This is a genomic window from Bombilactobacillus bombi (genome assembly GCF_003522965.1).
Taxonomy (GTDB): Bacteria; Bacillota; Bacilli; order Lactobacillales; family Lactobacillaceae; genus Bombilactobacillus; species Bombilactobacillus bombi.
Genome location: NZ_CP031513.1, coordinates 909,333 through 929,913, shown reverse-complemented (window position 1 = coordinate 929,913; position 20,581 = coordinate 909,333). Strand labels below are relative to the sequence as shown.

The following is a 20,581-nucleotide window of genomic DNA, read 5'->3' as shown; positions in this document are numbered from 1 at the left end:
ATATAAGATGAATTAATTTGCAGGAGACAAAGATGGCAACTAAACGGAAAACAAAAAAGAAAACTACAAAACGGCAAAAGAAAACTTCTGCCAATTATACAATTAATATAATTGGTCTATTTATCGTAATTATTTCAATTTTTGCTGGTTTTAAATTAGGTTTAGTCGGCCGTTTTTGGGCTAATATTTATCGAATAGCAGTTGGCGATTGTTTTCAAATTTTAGCAATTATCCTTGTTATTTTAGGAATTGTGATGTTTGGTCTAGGCAAAGTTCCTCACCTCGGGTTTAAACGTTCTTTCGGCGTATTGTTATTACTTACAAGTATTTTGGCTATGATGCAGGCGGTATTATTTCAAAAACTAGCGTTAAATAATGATATTTTAGGAGTTTCATGGCGTTTAATCGTTAATGATATGCAGAATAATCAAGTAGCGACCGATGTTGGTGGAGGAATGTTAGGAGCGTTATTATTTAGTATTTCTCGACCGCTATTCTCCACAATTGGGACTTTTTTGATTTGTACTTTATTAGCATTTATGGGCGGATTAATGTTTTTTGATGTGAAGTTTGCGCAAGTAGTTCAAATCGGACAACAAGCAGTTTCTTGGCTACAGCACGCTTATAAATATTTCAAAACTGCTTATGCCAAACATCAAAAACAAGTTAAGGCAACAGCTAAATCTAAAGCTAAAAAGTCGCCGACACCAGTGCATGACTTTGCTGAACCGACAATACCGGAAATGCCTTTGGAACAGGCTGAAGATGATTTTGAAATTGAAGGTCCCCAACCAGTTCAATCGCAACCAAGTAAAACAGCTGCTGTTGACGCCAAAGTCGAAACTAAACCAGTGATTAGACAGCAAGATAATAGTGATTATCAATTGCCTAATGTTGACTTATTAACTAAAATTCCCGAAACGGATCAATCTTCAGAATATGAATTAATTGATACTAATCGTAAAAAGTTAAAGCAAACTTTAGATAGTTTTGGTGTTCAAGTAGAAGTAAAGAAGGCCACTTTAGGGCCAACTGTAACTAAATATGAAGTTCAACCTGCCGTAGGTGTTAAGGTTAGCAAAATCGTTAATTTAGCTGATGACTTGGCTTTAGCCTTAGCCGCTAAAGATATCCGAATTGAAGCACCTATTCCTGGCAAGCCTTATGTTGGGATTGAGGTGCCTAATCAACATCCATCAGTGGTATCTTTTCGCGAAATTGTCGAACATGAGCCACAACACGAAGGCCATATTTTGGCTGTTCCTTTGGGGAAAGATGTCTATGGCCAAATTGCAATGTGTGATTTGACTAAATTACCCCATCTATTAATTGCAGGTTCCACTGGTAGTGGTAAGTCTGTGGCTATCAATACAATTATTACTGGAATTTTAATGCAAGCTCGTCCTTCAGAAGTTAAGTTAATTCTGATTGATCCCAAAATGGTAGAATTAAGTGTTTATAACGGCATTCCTCATTTATTAATTCCTGTAGTAACTGAAGCCAAGCGTGCTACTGGGGCTTTGCAAAAGGCTGTTAATGAAATGGAACGGCGTTATAAATTGTTTGAAAAAACGGGCAATCGTAAAATTGAAGAATACAACCAAGCAGCTGAAGTAAATAATAGTGACAAAAATAATCCTGTCATGGAAAAATTACCTTATATTGTCATTATTGTCGATGAGTTATCAGATTTAATGATGGCAGCTGGCCACGAGGTGGAAGTTTCAATTGTCCGTTTAGCCCAAAAAGCTCGAGCTGCAGGCATGCACTTAATTATTGCTACACAGCGGCCGTCAGTTGATGTAATTACAGGTTTGATAAAGGCCAACGTTCCTTCAAGAATGGCATTTGCAGTATCTAGTAATGTTGATTCACGTACGATTTTGGACTCTCCGGGAGCGGAGAAGCTTTTAGGGCGTGGTGATATGTTGTTTGAACCGATTGGACAATCCAAGCCGCAACGAATTCAAGGCGCCTATATTTCTTCTGAAGATGTGGAACGCGTAGTAAAATTTGTGAGTGATCAACAAGCAGCTGAATATGATGAAGAAATGATACCAGCTGATCCAGATAGTAAAGAAGCAAAAAGCGATGAGCCTGATGATGAATATTGGCAACCAGCCATTGACTTAGTAGCCCATGAACAAAAAGCGAGTGTTTCCATGCTGCAGCGTCGTTTTCAAATTGGTTATAATCGTGCGGCACGTTTAGTAGATTATATGGAAGAAAGAGGCATTGTTGGACCAGCTCGTGGCGCGAAACCGCGCAAGGTCTTAATTAAACAACCAGGAGAAGAAGAACAAACAGATGAATGATATTCAAACTTTTCAAGTAGCACCTGGAATAGAAATTTTATGGTTGCCAACCACTAAATTTCATGTAGCCCGTTTAGAAGTTAATTTTGTGGCTGAACAAGAATTAAATTCTACAACCAGCCGTCGTTTGTTAGCCAATATGCTACAGCGTTCTAGTGCCGCTTGGCCAAAAGAATCATTATTATCACGGCAATTATCATCTCTATATGGCGCCGAATTAACTGCTAAAACAACTATTCTGCAAAATCTTAATGTTTTGTCTTTAGCCATTAGTGCGCCTGTTAGTTATGACAATGAAGAAATTTTCTCTGCAGCACAAAAGTTGTTGTGGGAATGCTTGTTACATCCCAATGCTAATCAGACTAAAAAACAATTTTCTCAACAAGCTTTTCAAATTGAACAGACTAATTTGGTTAACGCTTATGCAAGTATTGCTGATAATTATTCACTACAAGCTTCATTGGATTTACAAAAATTAATTTATCAAAATTATCCTGAATTAGCGATTCCTGCTTTTGGGACTTTAAGGCAGTTGCAGCAAGTATCTCCACAACAACTTTGGCAACAATATCAAACTATACTACAGACTAATCGTGTAATTGCCACTTTAGTGGGGGATGTTGATCAAAGTATTATCACGCAATTAACCAGCTATCTACAGCAATTAAAAGCACGACAACAATCAGTTAATTTACAAATGAAGTCACTGCTGAATTTTACTGAGGAACCTCTTGTTCAGCAAAGACAAGAACAGATTCAACAAAGTCAATTAGCACTAGCTTATCAAGTGCCTGCGCGTAAGTCTGTTTTACAAGTTTTAAATATGATGCTAGGTGGCGATGATCAATCCTTATTGTTCCAAAAGGTGCGTGAACAAGCAGGGTTAGCTTATTCAATTTACAGTAATGTCAATTCATATCAGCAGATTATTTCTATTTATGCAGGTATCAGCGCTGAAAAATTGGCCCAAACAAAACAAATTATTTCACAACAAATTGCTACTTTAGCAACTGAACAATTAGAAGATTTATTGCAACACGCTAAGTTAGCTTTAATTAATCAACGCTTGGAATTAGCAGACAGTATTGCTACACCGGCCAATCAACTCTTACTAAAAGCATTAAATCCACGAATTATGATAGATGATGAACATTATCTACAAAAAATTCAACAAGTCTCCTTGCAAGATATTCATCAAGCTGCAAGTCATTTGCACGAAATTGCTGAATTTTGCTTGTTAGGCACAGAAAAAGCAAAAAAGGAGAAGGTAAATGGATAATTTAGAAGTAATTGAGATTAGCCAGCAATTAAATTTTCCAATTAGGGCATTAGTCAACACTCAATTTAATCAAACTTATGCTATTGCAATGGTTGATTTTGGTTCATTAGATACTTTTGCAGATATACCGGCTGGAGCGGCCCATTTTTTGGAGCATAAATTGTTTGCTAAACCTGGTTATGATAGTTCACAGCGGTTTGCTCAATTTGGCTCTGATGCTAATGCTTTTACTAGTTATACAAAGACAGCTTTTTTGTTTAAAACAATTGGTCATGTTTCTGAGAATTTAACTACACTGCTTGATTTAATTAGTCATCCTTATTTCACTCCGCAAAATGTGGCACGTGAACAAGAAATTATTGCTCAAGAAATTCAAATGTACGCTGACATGCCCGATTGGATTTTAGAGCAAACTACCTTAAATAATTTATTTCCAGATGATCCAATTGCTCAAGATATTGCAGGTAGTATTTCTTCCATTAAGCAAATTACACCTGCCACTTTACAGACAATTTATCAAAAATATTATAATCCTGCTAATTTAAGATTATATTTGGCAGGTAATGTTGATGTAAAACAAGTACAAGATTGCATTTTGAACTTAGCGCAGCAAAATACATCTTTACAACAGTTAGTGCAACGTCAAGGTGCTAGTCCCATTAGAATGCAACCGCAACTCAACGCTGTTAAAAATCAACAAATAATTCATTTTAAAGCTCAACGGCCTCATCTGATGATTGGATTGAGGGTTGATACGGCATATTTTGATTTGACAACAATGATTTTGCTGCAAAACCATCTCGACTTGTTATTGGAATTAATATTTGGCGATATGTCAGAATTTCATCAAAATTTATCAAATGATGGTTTGCTTGATGATTCTTTTGGGTATAATGTAATAGTTGAACGCCAGTATGCTTTCATTTTGATTAGTGGGGAAACTCAACATCCGCAAGAATTAGCTGCCCAAATAGAAGAATATTTATTTCATGATGGTTTTCGTCAAGAATTAACCGCAGATAATATGGCAATTATTAGACGTGATAGTATTGGTTCTTATCTATTTGCGCAAGATTATTTAGAAAATTTGGCCACGGAAGCGGCTGAATTAGACTTTTACGGAGTAGAGATTAATCAAGTACCACAACTATTAAGTCAAGTTCAGGTACAAGATTTAATATCTTTGGCTACAAAGGTCTTACAACCACATAATTTTACTAAAACAATTTTATATCCGGAGTAGATTATTAATGAAATGGGCGTTAATATTAGGTGCTAGTGGCGCAATTGGTCAAAAAATCAGTTATGATCTGGCTAAAAGTGGCTGGTCATTGTATTTACAAGGAAATCAACACTTAGATCAATTACAAAAAAATGTAGCAGATTGGCGTTGTCAATTTCCCAAGCAGGATTTTTTAATAATTGCAGCTGACTTTAACCAAACTGATTGCATTCCCAAAATAGTTGAAAGTATTTTTAGTATTGATGCTTTGATTGCTGCTCAAGGTATCACTGATTATCGGTTATTTTCGCAAGTGCCCAAAGCTAAATTTGACCAATTATTAAATGTCAATTTGAAAGTGCCCTTGTTACTAATTCAGCAACTGCAAGAAAAGCTAGCTCAGAGTCAAAATGGACGAATTGTGTTAATAGGGTCTGTTTACGGCAAACGTGGGAGTGCGATGGAAGTTATTTATAGCACTTTAAAAGGCGCATTATCGGCATTTGCACAAGCTTACGCACAGGAAGTTGCCAGTTTAGGTATTACAGTTAATGTTATTGCACCTGGTGCTGTTAATACGCCGATGCTGGCTCAATTTTCTGCGGCTAATAAAGAACAATTGCGTGCGCAAATTCCGATGGGACGCCTAGCTGAAGGCGAAGATATTAGCTATTGGGTGCATGCTTTATTATCGCCACAAGCTCAATATTTAACAGGCCAAACATTATATATTACTGGTGGTTGGTTAGAATAAATTATTAAATTTTGTGTTATACTCAAATTAAATAAATAACGGTGGTTTATCATGGGTGAAATAGGAGAAAAATTACGCAGTGCCCGTTTGGAACGGGGCTACACAATTGATGATTTACAAAAGAAAACCAAGATTCAAAAGCGCTATTTGGTAGCAATTGAAGAAGAAAAATTCGATCAATTACCAGGAGACTTTTATGTTCGAGCTTTTGTGAAGCAATATGCCGAAAGCGTTGGTTTAGATAGTAAAGCTTTATTACAGGAGTTTGGCGATGAAATTCCCCAAGTTCAGCCAGAGGAAGTTCAGCCAGAAACGCCAAAGCCTAAAAAAGAAACTCTATGGAATAGCATTCGCAATCATTTACCACAGATTAGTATTTTAGCAGTAGTCGTAGTAATTGTTTGTTTAATCGGGTTAGTAATGGCCAAAGTGCATAGTCAAAATGCACATCAGATTCCCAAGACAACACAAGTAGAAACAAAAAAACCTACAACACATAAATCAACAAAAGCAAAGAAAAAAGCAGATACAACTAAAAAAGCACCGGCTTCTGAGCAGCAATTAAAGATTAAAGCTGATAATAAACAAACAGATGGTTTTGTCGTGACTAATTGGCAATCTGCCAGTGCACATAATCTACGTTTAACTGCCACTAATGCGGATGCTTGGATTACTGTGAATACTGGAGATGAAGGACAAACGTTATGGCAAGGGGTTGTCAATGCTGGTTCGAGTCACGATGTAGATTTACAAGCTGATGTTCAAAAAATTTCTATTAAAACCGGTAACGCTGCTTCGACTGAAATTTATTTGAATGATGTTCAATTACCAGTATCAGAACATCAAGTGGGAACCGTCCACACTTACACGCTTTCAATTAAGGAGTAATTATTATGAATCTACCAAACAAATTGACTGTTGTTCGCATTATCTTAATTCCAATTTTTATGATTTTTATGTCAATTAACTTTCATTTAGGTCAAGTACAGTTTTTAGGGACAAGTGTTGCTTGGGAGTATTTAATTGCGGCGGTGATTTTTGTAGCTGCTTCTTTAACTGATTTGGCTGATGGTAAAATTGCTCGCAGTCAACATTTGGTGACTAATTTTGGTAAATTTATGGATCCTTTAGCAGACAAAATGCTGGTTTTGACGGCGTTCATTTATTTGGCTGCTAATAAACAAGCTCCTGCATGGGTTGTAGCAATTATTGCTTGTCGAGAATTGCTGATTACGACTTTGCGGTTATTGATTGTTGAGCAAGGAGGCCAAGTGATGGCTGCCCAAATGCCTGGAAAAATCAAGACAACTACTCAAATGCTGGCGATTGTCTTCTTATTGTTAAATGATCCGCTCTTTAGTTATTGGCATTTGCCTTTTGGAACGATTATGTTGTATATTTGTTTAATTTTTACAATATATTCTGCCTATGATTATTTGATTCAAAATAAGCAATATTACGCTGATTTTAAATAAGTCGAGATTACGAGACATTTGGCGGAACAAGTCGTCAAAAAGTCTCGTTTTTTATTTTAAAAATATTAAGTTTAAAAATTGTAATTATAAATAGAAGGTGATATCATGCAAGAACTGTTGCAAGAATTCAAGAAGTCTCAGACAAGTAGCGCACCCTTTGTTTTGGAGAAATATGATTCTCTGTTTCAATTTGTGGTTAAGCAATTAACACAACAAAAACAAACAATTACAGCAGCTGAGAGTTTAACTGCTGGCCTTTTTCAAGCTACTTTGGCTTCGGTGCCGGGCGCATCTAAGGTTCTAGAGGGCGGATTTATCACTTATTCGCTAAAGATGAAAGCTCAACTTTTGGATATTCCAGCAACAAAATTGCAAGAGCATGGAGTTGTCAGTCAATGGACTGCCATGCAAATGGCAATTCACAGTGCTCAGATTGTTAATAGCAATTTCGGTGTTGGTCTAACTGGCGCTGCGGGTCCAGAATCGTTAGAAGGACATGCAGCTGGTACTGTGTGGATTGCAGTTAACAGTCCAACAACAACTGTAGCGCAACAATTTAAGTTTGCGGGCAATCGAGCTGATGTGCGTAAAAAAAGTGTGGTTGCAGCTTTCAATATGGTAGCTAATAGCTTATAATACTATATGTGAGAACATGTGTTCGATGAGGAGGTATTTTTTTGGCAAAAGATGAACGTCAAGCAGCATTAGACATTGCTTTGAAAAAAATCGAAAAGGATTTTGGTAAAGGAGCAGTAATGCGTCTTGGTGAAAATGCACAAACCCAAATTTCCACAGTTTCCAGCGGTTCTTTGGCTTTAGATGATGCATTAGGCGTAGGTGGATTTCCCCGTGGCCGAATTGTGGAAATTTATGGACCGGAAAGTTCTGGTAAAACCACAGTAGCTTTGCATGCAGTAGCCGAAGTTCAAAAAAACGGCGGCACAGCAGCCTATATTGACGCCGAAAATGCGATGGATCCAACTTATGCAACAGCTTTAGGAGTTGATATTGATAATTTGTTGTTATCCCAACCAGACACTGGTGAACAAGGACTACAAATTGCTGACGCTTTAGTTTCTAGTGGTGCTGTTGATATTTTGGTTATTGATTCAGTTGCGGCCTTAGTTCCTCGAGCAGAAATTGATGGAGAGATGGGAGATTCCCATGTGGGCTTGCAGGCACGTTTAATGTCCCAAGCTTTACGTAAATTATCAGGTACACTTAACAAAACCAAAACTATTGCTTTATTTATCAACCAAATACGTGAAAAAGTTGGGATTGTGTTTGGTAATCCTGAGACGACTCCTGGTGGTCGGGCATTAAAATTTTATTCTACTATTCGTTTAGAAGTACGCAGAGCCGAACAAATCAAAGATGGTTCTGACGTTATTGGTAATCGTGTTAAAATCAAAGTAGTCAAAAATAAAGTAGCACCTCCTTTTAAAGTAGCTCATGTAGATATGATGTACGGCAAAGGAATTTCGCAGACTGGTGAGATTGTTGATATGGGTGCTGAAAAAGATATCGTAGAAAAAAGTGGTTCCTGGTATTCTTACAATAATGAGCGAATTGGCCAAGGACGCGAAAATGTTAAAAAGTATCTCGATGAACATCCTGATTTAAAAGCTGAAATTAAACAAAAAGTTCGGGTTGCTTATGGAATGGATTCTGACTTAACTCAGGAAGATTCTAAGGAATCTGAAGAAAAAGCTCCAAATAAGGCAGATAAAGCTAAAACTAAAGATAAAACAGTTGTCAAAGAGGAATCTTAAAGGATTCTTCTTTTTTTATTGAGCAAACATCGTTGACAGTTGGACCAATAAACCATAATATTATTATGTACCTAAAATATTTTTAAAGCCAAACTAGTACAATGTGACTTGGAGGTAAGCAAATGTCATTTAATCTCGCTGTCCTCGCGGTCGCAGTTTTGATGCTAATAATTGGTGCTGTAATCGGTTTTTTTGTGCGGAAAAGTGCTTATGAAAATAGCTTGAAGCAAGCTGGTAAGTCTGCTGAAAGTATTATTGCAACGGCTAAAAAGGATGCTGCTTCAGCTAAAAAAGAAGCACTAATTGAGGCGCGTGAAGAAAGTCATAAGTATCGTCAGCAACAAGAAGATGACTTGCGTGAACGACGCAAAGAACTTCAGCGTCAGGAAAACAGAATGTTACAACGAGAAGACACCTTAGATCGTAAGGATAGCTCGTTGGATCAACGCGAACATTCTCTTGAAAAACGCGAGGAAAAAATTGATAGTACAGAACAAAAATTAGAGAATCAACAAAAAGAAGTAATTTCAACCTTAGAAAAACAGCAGCAAAAGCTAGAAGAAATTGCGGGTATGACTCACGAACAAGCGCGTGATTTTCTTTTAAATCAATTGAATGATGAACTGGTTCAAGAAAAAGCGCAGCTCATTCGTGCTAGTGAAGAATCAGCCCAGCAAGATGCCAAGAAAAAGGCCAAGCAATTAGTAGTTGAAGCTATTCAACAATCGGCTGCTGACACGGTATCAGAATCAACTGTCACAACTGTCGCTTTGCCCAATGAAGAGATGAAGGGAAGAATTATTGGTCGTGAAGGCCGTAATATTCGAACCATTGAGTCTTTGACGGGTATTGATGTTATTATTGATGATACGCCACAAGCAGTGGCTTTGAGTGGTTTTGACCCAATTCGCCGTGAAATAGCACGTTTAACATTGGAAAAATTAATTTCTGATGGGCGCATTCATCCTGGACGAATTGAGGAAATGGTCGATAAGTCTCGTAAAGAGATGGATACTAGAATTAGAGAGTTAGGCGAACAAACAGTCTATGATTTGGGAATTCATAATATGAATCCTGATTTAATTAAAATTGTTGGTCGACTTAACTTTCGGACTAGTTATGGCCAGAATATTCTGAGTCATTCAATTGAGGTTGCAAAAATTGCTGGTACAATGGCTGCTGAATTAGGTGAAGATGAAACTTTAGCGAAACGCGCAGGGCTGTTACATGATATTGGAAAAGCCTTGGATCATGAAATTGAAGGTTCACACGTAGAAATTGGAGTCGATGTTACTACTAAATACAAAGAACCTAAAGTTGTAGTGAATACAATTGCCGCTAGTCACGGAGATGTTGAACCTACTTCAATGATTGCAATGTTAGTAGCTGCAGCTGATGCAATTTCAGCTGCACGTCCAGGTGCTCGCTCTGAATCAATGGAAAATTATATTCATCGTTTGGAAAAATTGGAGACAATTGCTAATAGCTATGATGGCGTTGATCATTGTTATGCAATTCAGGCAGGACGTGAAATTAGAATTATGGTTAAACCTGACAAAATCTCTGATAACCAATCAACAATTCTAGCTCGAAAGATTAAAAATCAAATCGAAAAAGAATTAGAATATCCAGGACATATCAAAGTAACAGTAATTAGGGAAACTAGAAAAATTGCTTATGCCAAATAGGGCATAAGCTTTTTTATTTTAAAATTAGGAGTATAAGTTGTATAAATTCGCGCTAACTATTATAATTCATAGTATGTGAAAGGGGCTTGCTACACAATGTTTAATATTATCGTCAAATTATTTTTAACTATGATTATTGCAGCAGTAATAACTCCTTTCGTGCGCAAGCTTGCTTTTGTTTTAGGAGCAGTTGATAAACCCAATGCCCGGCGTGTTAATAAAAAACCAATGCCTACTGTGGGGGGCTTGGCTATTTTTTTGGCATTTACTTTTTCAACTTTTGTTCTATTACGACCGCAATTTCCGACGCACGAGTTATTTAGCGTCTTTTTGGCAGAATGCATTATAATTTTAACGGGTCTAATTGATGATATCCGAGAACTTAAACCTTCACAAAAAATGTTGGGGATTTTTATTGCAGCATTGGTAATTTATTTTTTGGCTGGAATTAAAATGACGTATGTTGTAATTCCATTTATTGGTTCGTTTCAATTAGGTTGGTTAAGTTTACCAGTAACTATTTTTTGGATTTTAGCAATTACTAATGCAGTTAACTTAATTGATGGCTTGGATGGTTTAGCTACGGGTGTATCAATAATTGCACTTTTTACGATGGGGATAATTGGCTACTTCTTTTTGACTACTACAGATACGTATGTTTCCATTTGGATTTTTGCGCTGGTGGCTTCACTCGTAGGATTTTTACCACATAATTTTCATCCCGCCAAAATTTTTCTGGGTGATACAGGAGCGTTGTTTATCGGTTTTATGATTGCAGTTTTCTCCTTAAAAGGGTTAAAAAATGTTACTTTTGTATCTTTAATTATCCCTATTGTTATTTTAGGAGTGCCCATTACTGATACCATTTATGCAATGTTGCGCAGATTTTTAAATAATAAACCAATTTCACAAGCTGATCGCCATCATTTACACCATCGTCTCATGCAGTTAGGATTAAGCCATCGTCAAACGGTTTTGGTAATTTATGGTTTATCATTAGTTTTTTCTTTTATTGCTTTGTTATATCCAGTTTCTTCATTCTGGGGAGGCATTTTATTAACAATTGCTGCTTTAGTCGGATTAGAATTATTTGTAGAATCAATCGGATTAGTTGGCGAAAATCGCCAACCGTTGCTTCATGCTATTCAACACTTAGTTAAACGTTTGGAAAAACACTAATTAAACTAAGGGAATTTCATTAAAAGTTGTATTTCCTAATTCCATTTGGATTTGAGCATTTAATAAATTGTTCAAGTCCTTTTTTGTTTGTTCGATTTGATTTTTATTCACTAAAATGGTCAAGATTACTTGATCAGTATAGCTAGTATTGGCAATTACAAGATGTTGTTGTTGTAACCAATACATGAGTGAATCTAACTTATTGTAGGCAATAGTGACTAATAGTTCTTGTTGTTGGATGCCTTGAACACGTCCTACAGCATTAATAGCTTGGGAGACACTTTGGCGATAAGCTCTAATTAAACCACCACTTCCTAGTTTAATGCCTCCAAAATATCGCGTAACAACAGCTACCACGTTTTGGACTTGCATTTGTTGTAAAGTTTCTAACATCGGAATTCCTGCTGTGCCCGCTGGTTCTCCATTGTCATTGGCATGTTGAAATTGGTTGTGATCACCGACAATAAAGGCGCTGCAGTTATGATTAGCCTTATATTCTTGTTTTTTAATACGGGTAATAAAATCTTGAGCAGCTTCCGGAGTCTGAACGCGCGCTAAATTGGTAATAAAACGGGATTTTTTTATTATTAATTCATGTTGGTAATTTTCTTTGATTGTAATATAAGTTTTGATAGTAAAATCTCCTTTCCAGGTGTAATTAATTAATGGGTGATAATTTGCAAGAAACAAAAGATTTATCTGGACGTTTAATTGTAACAACTAAAGATAATCCACATCCACAAAAATTTCCGGCTTTAATTAGTTTAGCCAATGATCAATTTCGCTGTCAACGTTGTCAAATGGTCAATTGTCAAAGCACTTATAGTATCACGCCACAGTTGTTTTATTGTCCGGAATGCCTAGTTTTAGGACGCTTAACTAATCAGGACTATTTAATAGCATATCCGGAACAAAATGATTTTATAGTACCACCGCATCCCTTAACTTGGACAGGTACATTGACTCCTAAGCAACACGCAATATCTTGTCAACTTTGTCAAGTGCAGATGAACAAGCAAGAACATTTAGTATGGGCTGTAACAGGCAGTGGCAAAACGGAAATGTTATTTGCCATGTTGGCGCAAGCTATTAGGCAAGGTGAACGAATTGCCTTAACTGCTCCGCGAGTTGATGTGTGCAATGAACTTTATCCACGAATTAAAGCAGCCTTTAGGACTACTGGAGTTAGTCTACTACATGGTCAAGGTGCAAATCATTATTATTATTCGCAAATTTTGATTTGTACTGTCCATCAATTATTAAAGTTTCGTGCAGCTTTTGATTTATTAATTTTAGATGAGTGTGATTCTTATCCTTATGTCAATAATCCATTATTGCACCAAGCAGTCCAACAAGCAGTGAAAAAGCGTCATACGCTAATTTATTTATCAGCTACTCCTAGCCCAGAATATCAGCAGCAAATAGCTCAAGGACAATTAAATTATAGTCTTTTGAACCGGCGCTTTCATGGACATGATTTACCAGAACCACAATTTCGACTAATTTGGCGTCAACGATTTAACTGTTTGAATGAGCAATTATTGCACAGTATTACCACTTTATATCAAAAACAACAGCGTTTCTTGCTTTTTGTAGATAGTATTAAACAAGCGGAATTTATCTCACAGTTGTTGCACCAAGAATTACCGAATTTACAGCAAACTTTTGTCCATACTAAAGATCCCTTACGTGGACAGAAGGTCCAAGCTTTTCGAGATAATCAATGGCAGGCATTAGTAACTACAACTATTTTAGAACGGGGTGTTACTTTTTTTAATATTGATGTTATGGTTTGGCAAGCCGACTCACGTCGCTTTAATACACAAACTTTAATTCAAATTGCAGGTCGTGCAGGGCGGAGTGCTGAACATAGTGATAATCAGGTTATATTTTTTGCTAAGCAATATACTTTAGCGATTGACCAAGCTATTCGCCAGATTAGAAGGTTAAACCAGGATGAATAATTGTTTATTGTGTCGAGATGAAATTGTCCATGAACTAACACCACAAGAAATCTTTGCCGGTAAGAAAATTAAGCAAGATTTTTTATGCTCACGATGTGGGGCTGAATTTCACCAAATTAAAGCACCACACTGTCCTACTTGTTTTCGTCAGCAAGATAAATCAAAGCAATGTCCTGATTGTAAATATTGGCAAGCATTGGGATATCATAATTTTAAGCATCAAGCAATATTTAGTTATAATTTGGCCATGCATGATTATTTTAAGCGTTATAAACGTTATGGCGATTATGTATTACGTCTAGTATTTCAATCTTATCTACAACAAGTATTACGCCAATGGCAACCACCTTTTATTTATGTACCAACGCAGAAAAATCACTGGCAACAACGACAATTTGATCCCGTCAAGGGAATTTTTGGCGATCTTGTCAACTTAACTCCTGCTTTAATCAAGTTACCAACCAGCACGCCACAAGCACAAAAAAATCGCCAGCAACGTCTAAAAACCCCACAATTTTTTGACTTTAACCAAAACTATGCGGCAATTTTACAAGCCACACAAGTAACAATTTTAGATGATATTTATACTACTGGGCGGACAATTTTTCATGCGCGTGATTGTTTACGCCAGCAAGGTTATCAAGGACAGATATCCTCACTTTCTTTAGCGCGTTAGTAATTAATAGTTGTTGTTCATTACAAAAAAATCTATAATACAGATAAGGGGATTTGGGACAAAATATTTTTAATAGGTAATAGTGGGAATGATTATATTGATATTTAAATTATTGAATATCAATCTTTGTCTCATTTCCAAATAACCTTAAAGGAGCGTTTCTGATGTTAAAAATCAATGTTCGCGGAGAAAATATTGAGGTAACTGACGCTATTAGAAGTTATATTGAAAAGCGTCTGGGAAATTTAAATAAATACTTTAAAGATACTGAAAATCCAATTGCCCATGTCAATTTAAAGGTATATGGCACTAAAAGTACCAAAGTAGAAGTCACGATTCCAATGCCTTATTTAACCTTACGTGCAGAAAAAATTGACCCTGACATGTATAAGGGCATTGATGCTGTATTTGAAAAATTAGAACGCCAAATTCGGAAATTTAAAACTAAAATTAATCGCAAGTCACGCGAAAAAGGAATTAAAGACTTTAATTTAGTTGGACCAAGTGACACTGAAGCAGAAGCTAGTGACGATTTAGCTATTGTTAGAACTAAGCATGTTTCTTTGAAACCAATGGATGCTCAAGAAGCAGTCTTACAAATGGATATGTTAGGTCATAACTTTTTTGTTTTTGAAGATGCAAAAACTAATGGCACCAGCATTGTTTATAAACGCAATGATGGCCGATATGGTTTGATTGAAACTGGAGAATAGTCTAAGATTATCTGGTGGTTGGAACGATTATAATTAAGTTCCAGCCACTTTTTTCTACCCAATAATTAATATTGGTTTAATTATTAGTGGTAAAATGATAAGATATTGTAGATATGTAAAAGTACAGGAGAGATTTAAATAAATGGGAAATCCAATTAAAAAATGGGTTGAAAGTGATAAGCGCGAAGTCAAGCGCATGGGCAAAATAGCCGATAAAGTAACAGCCTATGCAGATGAATATGCGCAACTTTCAGATGAAGATTTAAAAGCGAAGACGCCAGAATTTAAAGCACGTTTACAAAAGGGAGAAACCTTAGATGATATTTTGCCAGAGGCCTTTGCCACTGCGCGTGAGGGTGCTAAGCGCGTATTAGGTTTATACCCTTTTTATGTTCAGATAATTGGTGGTATTACTTTACACGAAGGTAATATTGCTGAAATGAAAACTGGTGAAGGTAAGACATTAACAGCTACCTTACCAGTATATTTGAATGCTTTGACTGGTAAAGGTGTACACGTAGTAACGGTCAATGAGTACTTGTCACAACGTGATGCTACTGAAATGGGGCGTTTGTATAATTGGTTGGGACTATCAGTAGGATTGAATTTAAATTCTAAGAGTCCTGATGAAAAACGCGAAGCTTATAACTGTGATATTACTTATTCAACGAACAGTGAATTAGGGTTTGATTATTTACGTGATAATATGGTGGTTTATCAAGAACAAATGGTTCAACGGCCATTAAATTATGCGATTGTCGATGAAGTTGATTCGATTTTGATTGATGAAGCGCGAACACCGTTAATTATTTCAGGACAAGCAGAACAATCTACAGCACTTTATCTGCGTGCTGATCATTTTGTGAAAACTTTAGTACCTGACGATTATAAAATCGATTGGCCAACAAAAACTATTGGTTTAACCGAAAGTGGAATTCGTAAAGGTGAAAAAACTTTTGGTTTAAAAAATCTCTATGATATCGATAATACATTGTTAAACCATCATATTGATCAAGCTTTAAGAGCTAACTATATAATGGATAAAGATAAAGATTATGTGGTTACTGACAAAAAAATTATGATTGTTGATTCCTTTACTGGACGGGTAATGGAAGGTCGGCGCTTTTCTGATGGCTTACATCAAGCAATTGAAGCCAAAGAAGGCGTACCAATTCAGGATGAAACCAAAACCATGGCTAACATAACTTATCAAAACTTCTTTAGAATGTATGATAAGTTATCCGGAATGACAGGAACGGCTAAAACCGAAGAAGAAGAATTTCGGGAAATTTACAACATGGAAGTTATTACGATTCCAACGAACAAGCCTATTGCTCGAGTTGATCATCCTGATATGCTCTATTTGACTATCAAAAGTAAGTTTAAAGCTGTTGTAGAAGATATTAAACAGCGTCATGCTAAGGGACAGCCAATTTTGGTTGGTACAGTGGCCGTTGAAACATCAGAATATCTATCGCAACGTTTAGATGAAGAGCATATCCCTCATGCAGTCTTAAATGCTAAAAATCATGCCAAAGAAGCTGAAATCATTGCCAAAGCCGGCCAGCGGGGCGCTGTGACTATTGCTACTAATATGGCTGGTCGTGGGACAGATATCAAATTAGGACCTGGTGTTAGAGAATTGGGCGGATTATGTGTTATTGGTACTGAGCGCCATGAATCTCGGCGGATTGATAACCAGTTGCGTGGACGTTCAGGACGGCAAGGTGACCCTGGGGAAACCATTTTCTATATGTCGTTAGAAGACGATTTAATGAAGCGTTTTGGTTCTGAAAGAGCCAAAAAGTGGCTAGAAAATACTAAAGCCTATGACGAAGATACAGTGATTCAAAGTCGGATGCTGAGCCGGCAAGTTGAATCTGCCCAAAAGCGGGTTGAAGGAAATAACTATGATACGCGGAAGAATACCTTGCAGTATGATGACGTTATGCGTGAACAACGGGAAGTTATTTATAAGCAACGTATGCAAGTTATTACAGAAAAGCAGAGTCTAGAAAAAATCTTATTAGATATGATTAAGCGGACAATTCGCAGCCAAGTTGATTCGCGGACTAATGGTGATTCTAAAAATTGGGATTTAGATGGTATTTATGACTTTGCTATTACTGCAATGATTAGTCCGAAACAGTTGCAACGTAAGGATTTAGATGGCAAGTCTCAAGCAGAAATATATCAATTGTTAGATGACTTTGCTTTAGATAATTACCACCAAAAGCAACAACAATTACAAAATGATGAACAAATGCTGGAATTTGAAAAAGTTGTTATTTTACGAGTTGTGGATGAACATTGGACCAATCATATTGATGAAATGGATCAATTACGTCAATCTATTGGATTACGTGGTTATGGACAAATGAATCCATTGGTTGAGTATCAAGAAGAAGGATTCAGAATGTTTGAACAAATGATTGCAGACATTGAATATGATGTGACACGTCTATTTATGAAAGCAGAAATTCGCCAAAATGTTCAAAGATAAATTACTTGGTAAAAAGTGATTTATTGTTGCTTAATGTAAGTTGAGTCCTGCTTTGTAGCAACAATTAAGCTGAATTTTTCTACGAATATTTTGTAAAAATTGAAATGACATTGGGAAGGACTGTGATAAATATTTTGTCACGGTCCTCTTTTTTAGAATTTTAATAAGATGGAGAATGAAAATGGAAATTGCAGAATTTAAAAACAAATTAGAACAATCTGCGGCCAAAATTAATCAATTTAGGGGGTCTCTTTGACTTAGATGGCCTAAAAGAAAGTATTGCGATTAATGAACAAAAGATGGCTCAGCCAGATTTTTGGAATCAGCAACAATTAGCGCAAAAAATTATTAATGAAACTAATCAATTGAAAGATCAGTATGATACATTTATCAAGCTGCAGGAACAACAAGAAAATGCTGAGGTGGCTTTAGAATTACTACAAGAAGATGATAGTGATCAACAATTACGCCACGAACTAACTGAAAATTTGCAATTATTAGAACAGCAGCTACACCAATATGAAATCACTCTATTATTAAGTGGCCCTTATGATGCCAACAATGCCATCTTAGAAATACATCCGGGAGCTGGCGGCACAGAATCCCAAGATTGGGGATCAATGTTATTGCGCATGTATGAACGTTGGGCCACCCAGCATAATTTTCAAATTGAAGTAGAAGATTATCAAGCTGGCGAAGAAGCAGGGATTAAAAGTGTAACTTTGATGATTAAGGCACATAATGCTTATGGTTTATTGCGTTCGGAAAGTGGTGTACATCGCTTAGTTCGAATTTCTCCATTTGATGCAGCTGGTCGTCGCCATACTTCGTTTGCTTCAGTTGAAGTGATGCCTGAACTTGATGATAGTATTGAAGTTGATATTAATCCTGATGATTTACGAATTGATGTTTTTCGTTCTAGTGGTGCTGGTGGGCAGCATATCAATAAAACTTCTTCTGCTGTTCGAATTACTCATTTGCCTACAGGAATTGTAGTTAGTTCTCAAGCTCAGCGTTCGCAATTACAAAATCGTCAAACAGCAATGAACATGTTGCGCGCCAAACTTTATCAACGTGAACTAGCAGCTCAAAAGGAGCGCGAAGCTCAAATTAAGGGTGAACAATCTGCAATTGGTTGGGGTTCACAAATTCGTTCATATGTTTTTCATCCTTATACAATGGTCAAAGATCATCGTACTAATTATGAAACCGGAAATGGTCAAGCCGTAATGGATGGTGATTTGGATGCATTTATTTATTCCTATCTGCAATGGGAATTAAGTCAAAGTAATGTCAATTAAAACGAGAAAAGAGGAATAGCTTATGCGCCGGCAACGACGAACAATTATAATAACTGCCTTGGTGGGTATTTTGATTTATAGTTTTTGTCTCTTTATTTTGAGTCAATTTGTCAAACAAGATCAAATTAATCATCTAGCAGCTTTAAAAAATGATTATCAAGTATTAAAAAAAGATACTAACCGGCGTTCGCTAGCATCTTGGGCCGACGATCATCAATTGACAGTTGTTACAGATTCAAACCATCCACAGACTACACGTCAAAAACAAGTGCATGATGTTTTGCAGCAAAATCAATTAGATAATACTAATCCCTATTATTTACAGCATTTTCGAGGACAACGTTATTTATTATATTTACTAGATTCTACGACTAATAACCGTCAGCGGGTAATGGTAAAAAAATATCAATCAGTTTGGCAGCATTCTAATCTGGTCGGGTTATTTTCTGCGATTTATCTTGTTTTATGGTTGTTAATAATGGCTATTCAGTACTTTACTTATCGGCAACAACGCCGCTATTTACATGCAATTGTACAAAAATTGCAACAAATTAAAGCTAATGAACAAACTGAATCTTTGATTACCAAAGAAAATACACCTTATACGTCTTTGATTCATGCGGTTAATGCGTTAGATAAGCACAATCAACAGCAAGTAGAAACTAATTCCATTTTAAAACGGCGGTTTCAAAGTTTAATGGGACATCTTCCAGTAGGGGTCATGTTATTGGATGCTGAAGGTAATGTTTTGTTGCATAATCAAATGTTGTCAATTATGTTAGGTAAACAAATTGCAGAAAACAAACATCCTTTTGTTGATGACATTCAAACTTATGCTTTAAGTCGGATGATTGAACATACTTTACGTAAAAATCGTAATCATCATCGGCACATTCAATTATATGGTGATTCAGATCGATACGTGGATGCTAATGTTATTCGGATTGCCCATAGCAGTGAAGATTTAGAACAACAAGTAATTGTTATTTTGTATGACTTAACCAATATTCATCAATTACAGCAACAGCAATTAGATTTTATCGATAACGTAAGTGAAAAATTACAACCTTCAGTTACAGCCATTATTCAAAATGTTGATCAATTATTGCAACAAACCAATTCAGATAATGAGATTTTGAAGCAAATTAGGATGCAAGCACAAAGTCTAGATGAATTATTGGACGATACTGTCACATTAAATAAATTAGATCATCAAGAGAATTTATTGCCTGACCGAGTTGATACAATGGAATTAGTAAAAAAGGCCTTACAACAACAGCAAGAACAAATTAATAAGTTGCATTTAAAAATTGAACGACAATGGCAAGGAAATAGTTGGGTTAGTTCATATCAACAAGAATTATGGGAAATATTCCAAAATTTAATTAGTAATGCGGTTAAGTATAATCGTGTGGGTGGTCAAGTGCTGATTAAAGTGGATCATAATGAGATTGAAAATTATTTGAATATAACAATTAAAGATAGTGGTATTGGTATCGACGCTAAAAATCAAAAACAGGTTTTTGAACGTTTTTATCGGGTTGATAAAGAGCACCAACAAGGGACAGGCTTAGGTTTAGCAATTGTCCAAGAAGCAGTACAAGCGTTAAACGGAACCATTGAGTTATCCAGTCAAATTAATAAAGGGACACTTATTGATGTACACCTACCTTTATAAAATTATGAGATAATTAAAAATGAGTTTAATTAACTACTAGAATCCAGATTTTGGTATGCTGG

17 protein-coding genes are annotated in these 20,581 nt (G+C 36.2%); 16 read left to right on the top strand and 1 reads right to left on the bottom strand.

Translation table 11 applies throughout. The annotated features are described in order from the left end of the window. The first annotated feature begins 32 nt into the window (after window positions 1-32). The 10 genes from DS830_RS04785 (at window position 33) to DS830_RS04740 (ending at window position 11,684) form a co-directional block, all read left to right on the top strand. The gene (locus tag DS830_RS04785) at window positions 33-2,315 is read left to right on the top strand and encodes a DNA translocase FtsK (protein ID WP_118908446.1); all 2,283 of its coding nucleotides are present in this window, start codon (window positions 33-35) and stop codon (window positions 2,313-2,315) included. Beyond that, complete coding sequence (gene yfmF, locus DS830_RS04780; protein WP_118908445.1) at window positions 2,308-3,594, top strand: EF-P 5-aminopentanol modification-associated protein YfmF; 1,287 nt, start codon at window positions 2,308-2,310, stop codon at window positions 3,592-3,594. Before DS830_RS04785 ends, yfmF begins: the two co-directional genes overlap by 8 nt. Beyond that, on the top strand, window positions 3,587-4,837 hold the full coding sequence (yfmH, locus tag DS830_RS04775) for an EF-P 5-aminopentanol modification-associated protein YfmH (RefSeq protein WP_118908444.1): 1,251 nt from the start codon (window positions 3,587-3,589) through the stop codon (window positions 4,835-4,837). Before yfmF ends, yfmH begins: the two co-directional genes overlap by 8 nt. Before the next feature lie 7 nt (window positions 4,838-4,844). Next, a complete protein-coding gene (ymfI, locus tag DS830_RS04770; RefSeq protein WP_118908443.1) occupies window positions 4,845-5,570 on the top strand; it encodes an elongation factor P 5-aminopentanone reductase in 726 nt (241 codons plus the stop codon). Window positions 5,571-5,621: 51 nt separating this feature from the next. After that, window positions 5,622-6,458, top strand: a complete 837-nt coding sequence (locus tag DS830_RS04765; protein ID WP_118908442.1) for a helix-turn-helix domain-containing protein — start codon at window positions 5,622-5,624, stop codon at window positions 6,456-6,458. Between the two features lie 5 nt (window positions 6,459-6,463). Continuing rightward, window positions 6,464-7,045 (top strand): CDP-diacylglycerol--glycerol-3-phosphate 3-phosphatidyltransferase, encoded by a 582-nt coding sequence (pgsA, locus tag DS830_RS04760; RefSeq protein ID WP_118902603.1) that lies wholly within the window; start codon window positions 6,464-6,466, stop codon window positions 7,043-7,045. A 105-nt stretch (window positions 7,046-7,150) separates the two neighbouring features. Next, complete coding sequence (locus DS830_RS04755) at window positions 7,151-7,681, top strand: nicotinamide-nucleotide amidohydrolase family protein (RefSeq protein WP_118908441.1); 531 nt, start codon at window positions 7,151-7,153, stop codon at window positions 7,679-7,681. A 41-nt stretch (window positions 7,682-7,722) separates the two neighbouring features. After that, window positions 7,723-8,817, top strand: a complete 1,095-nt coding sequence (gene recA / locus DS830_RS04750) for a recombinase RecA (RefSeq protein ID WP_118902597.1) — start codon at window positions 7,723-7,725, stop codon at window positions 8,815-8,817. A gap of 122 nt (window positions 8,818-8,939) precedes the next feature. Beyond that, entirely contained in the window at window positions 8,940-10,505 is a 1,566-nt protein-coding gene (rny, locus tag DS830_RS04745) for a ribonuclease Y (protein WP_118908440.1), read from the top strand. A 96-nt stretch (window positions 10,506-10,601) separates the two neighbouring features. After that, entirely contained in the window at window positions 10,602-11,684 is a 1,083-nt protein-coding gene (locus DS830_RS04740; RefSeq protein WP_118908439.1) for a glycosyltransferase family 4 protein, read from the top strand. On the opposite strand, the gene DS830_RS04735 is transcribed toward DS830_RS04740, so the two are convergent. Next, window positions 11,685-12,374, bottom strand: coding sequence for a YigZ family protein (locus tag DS830_RS04735; RefSeq protein ID WP_240366838.1), 690 nt, complete (start codon window positions 12,372-12,374; stop codon window positions 11,685-11,687). It abuts the gene before it with no gap. On the opposite strand from DS830_RS04735, the gene DS830_RS04730 reads away from it, so the two are divergent. From DS830_RS04730 to DS830_RS04705, 6 genes are all read left to right on the top strand, one after another. Then, window positions 12,350-13,648 carry a DEAD/DEAH box helicase family protein gene (locus tag DS830_RS04730; RefSeq protein WP_118908438.1) on the top strand — a complete coding sequence of 433 codons (1,299 nt, stop codon included), beginning with the start codon at window positions 12,350-12,352 and terminating at the stop codon, window positions 13,646-13,648. The two genes, DS830_RS04735 and DS830_RS04730, sit on opposite strands and share 25 nt — an antisense overlap. Continuing rightward, the gene (locus DS830_RS04725) at window positions 13,641-14,324 is read left to right on the top strand and encodes a ComF family protein (RefSeq protein WP_118908437.1); all 684 of its coding nucleotides are present in this window, start codon (window positions 13,641-13,643) and stop codon (window positions 14,322-14,324) included. Before DS830_RS04730 ends, DS830_RS04725 begins: the two co-directional genes overlap by 8 nt. 164 nt (window positions 14,325-14,488) lie before the next feature. Further along, window positions 14,489-15,037, top strand: a complete 549-nt coding sequence (gene hpf, locus DS830_RS04720; RefSeq protein ID WP_118902583.1) for a ribosome hibernation-promoting factor, HPF/YfiA family — start codon at window positions 14,489-14,491, stop codon at window positions 15,035-15,037. Window positions 15,038-15,179: 142 nt separating this feature from the next. Continuing rightward, the gene (gene secA, locus DS830_RS04715) at window positions 15,180-17,540 is read left to right on the top strand and encodes a preprotein translocase subunit SecA (protein WP_118908436.1); all 2,361 of its coding nucleotides are present in this window, start codon (window positions 15,180-15,182) and stop codon (window positions 17,538-17,540) included. Between the two features lie 181 nt (window positions 17,541-17,721). Continuing rightward, window positions 17,722-18,841 (top strand): peptide chain release factor 2 gene (gene prfB, locus DS830_RS04710; RefSeq protein WP_240366837.1). Its coding sequence is split into 2 segments (ribosomal slippage): window positions 17,722-17,793 and window positions 17,795-18,841, totalling 1,119 coding nucleotides; the frame shifts between segments, so codons are not numbered across the junction. A gap of 22 nt (window positions 18,842-18,863) precedes the next feature. Beyond that, on the top strand, window positions 18,864-20,519 hold the full coding sequence (locus tag DS830_RS04705) for a sensor histidine kinase (RefSeq protein WP_118908434.1): 1,656 nt from the start codon (window positions 18,864-18,866) through the stop codon (window positions 20,517-20,519). The last annotated feature ends 62 nt before the right edge of the window (window positions 20,520-20,581 follow it).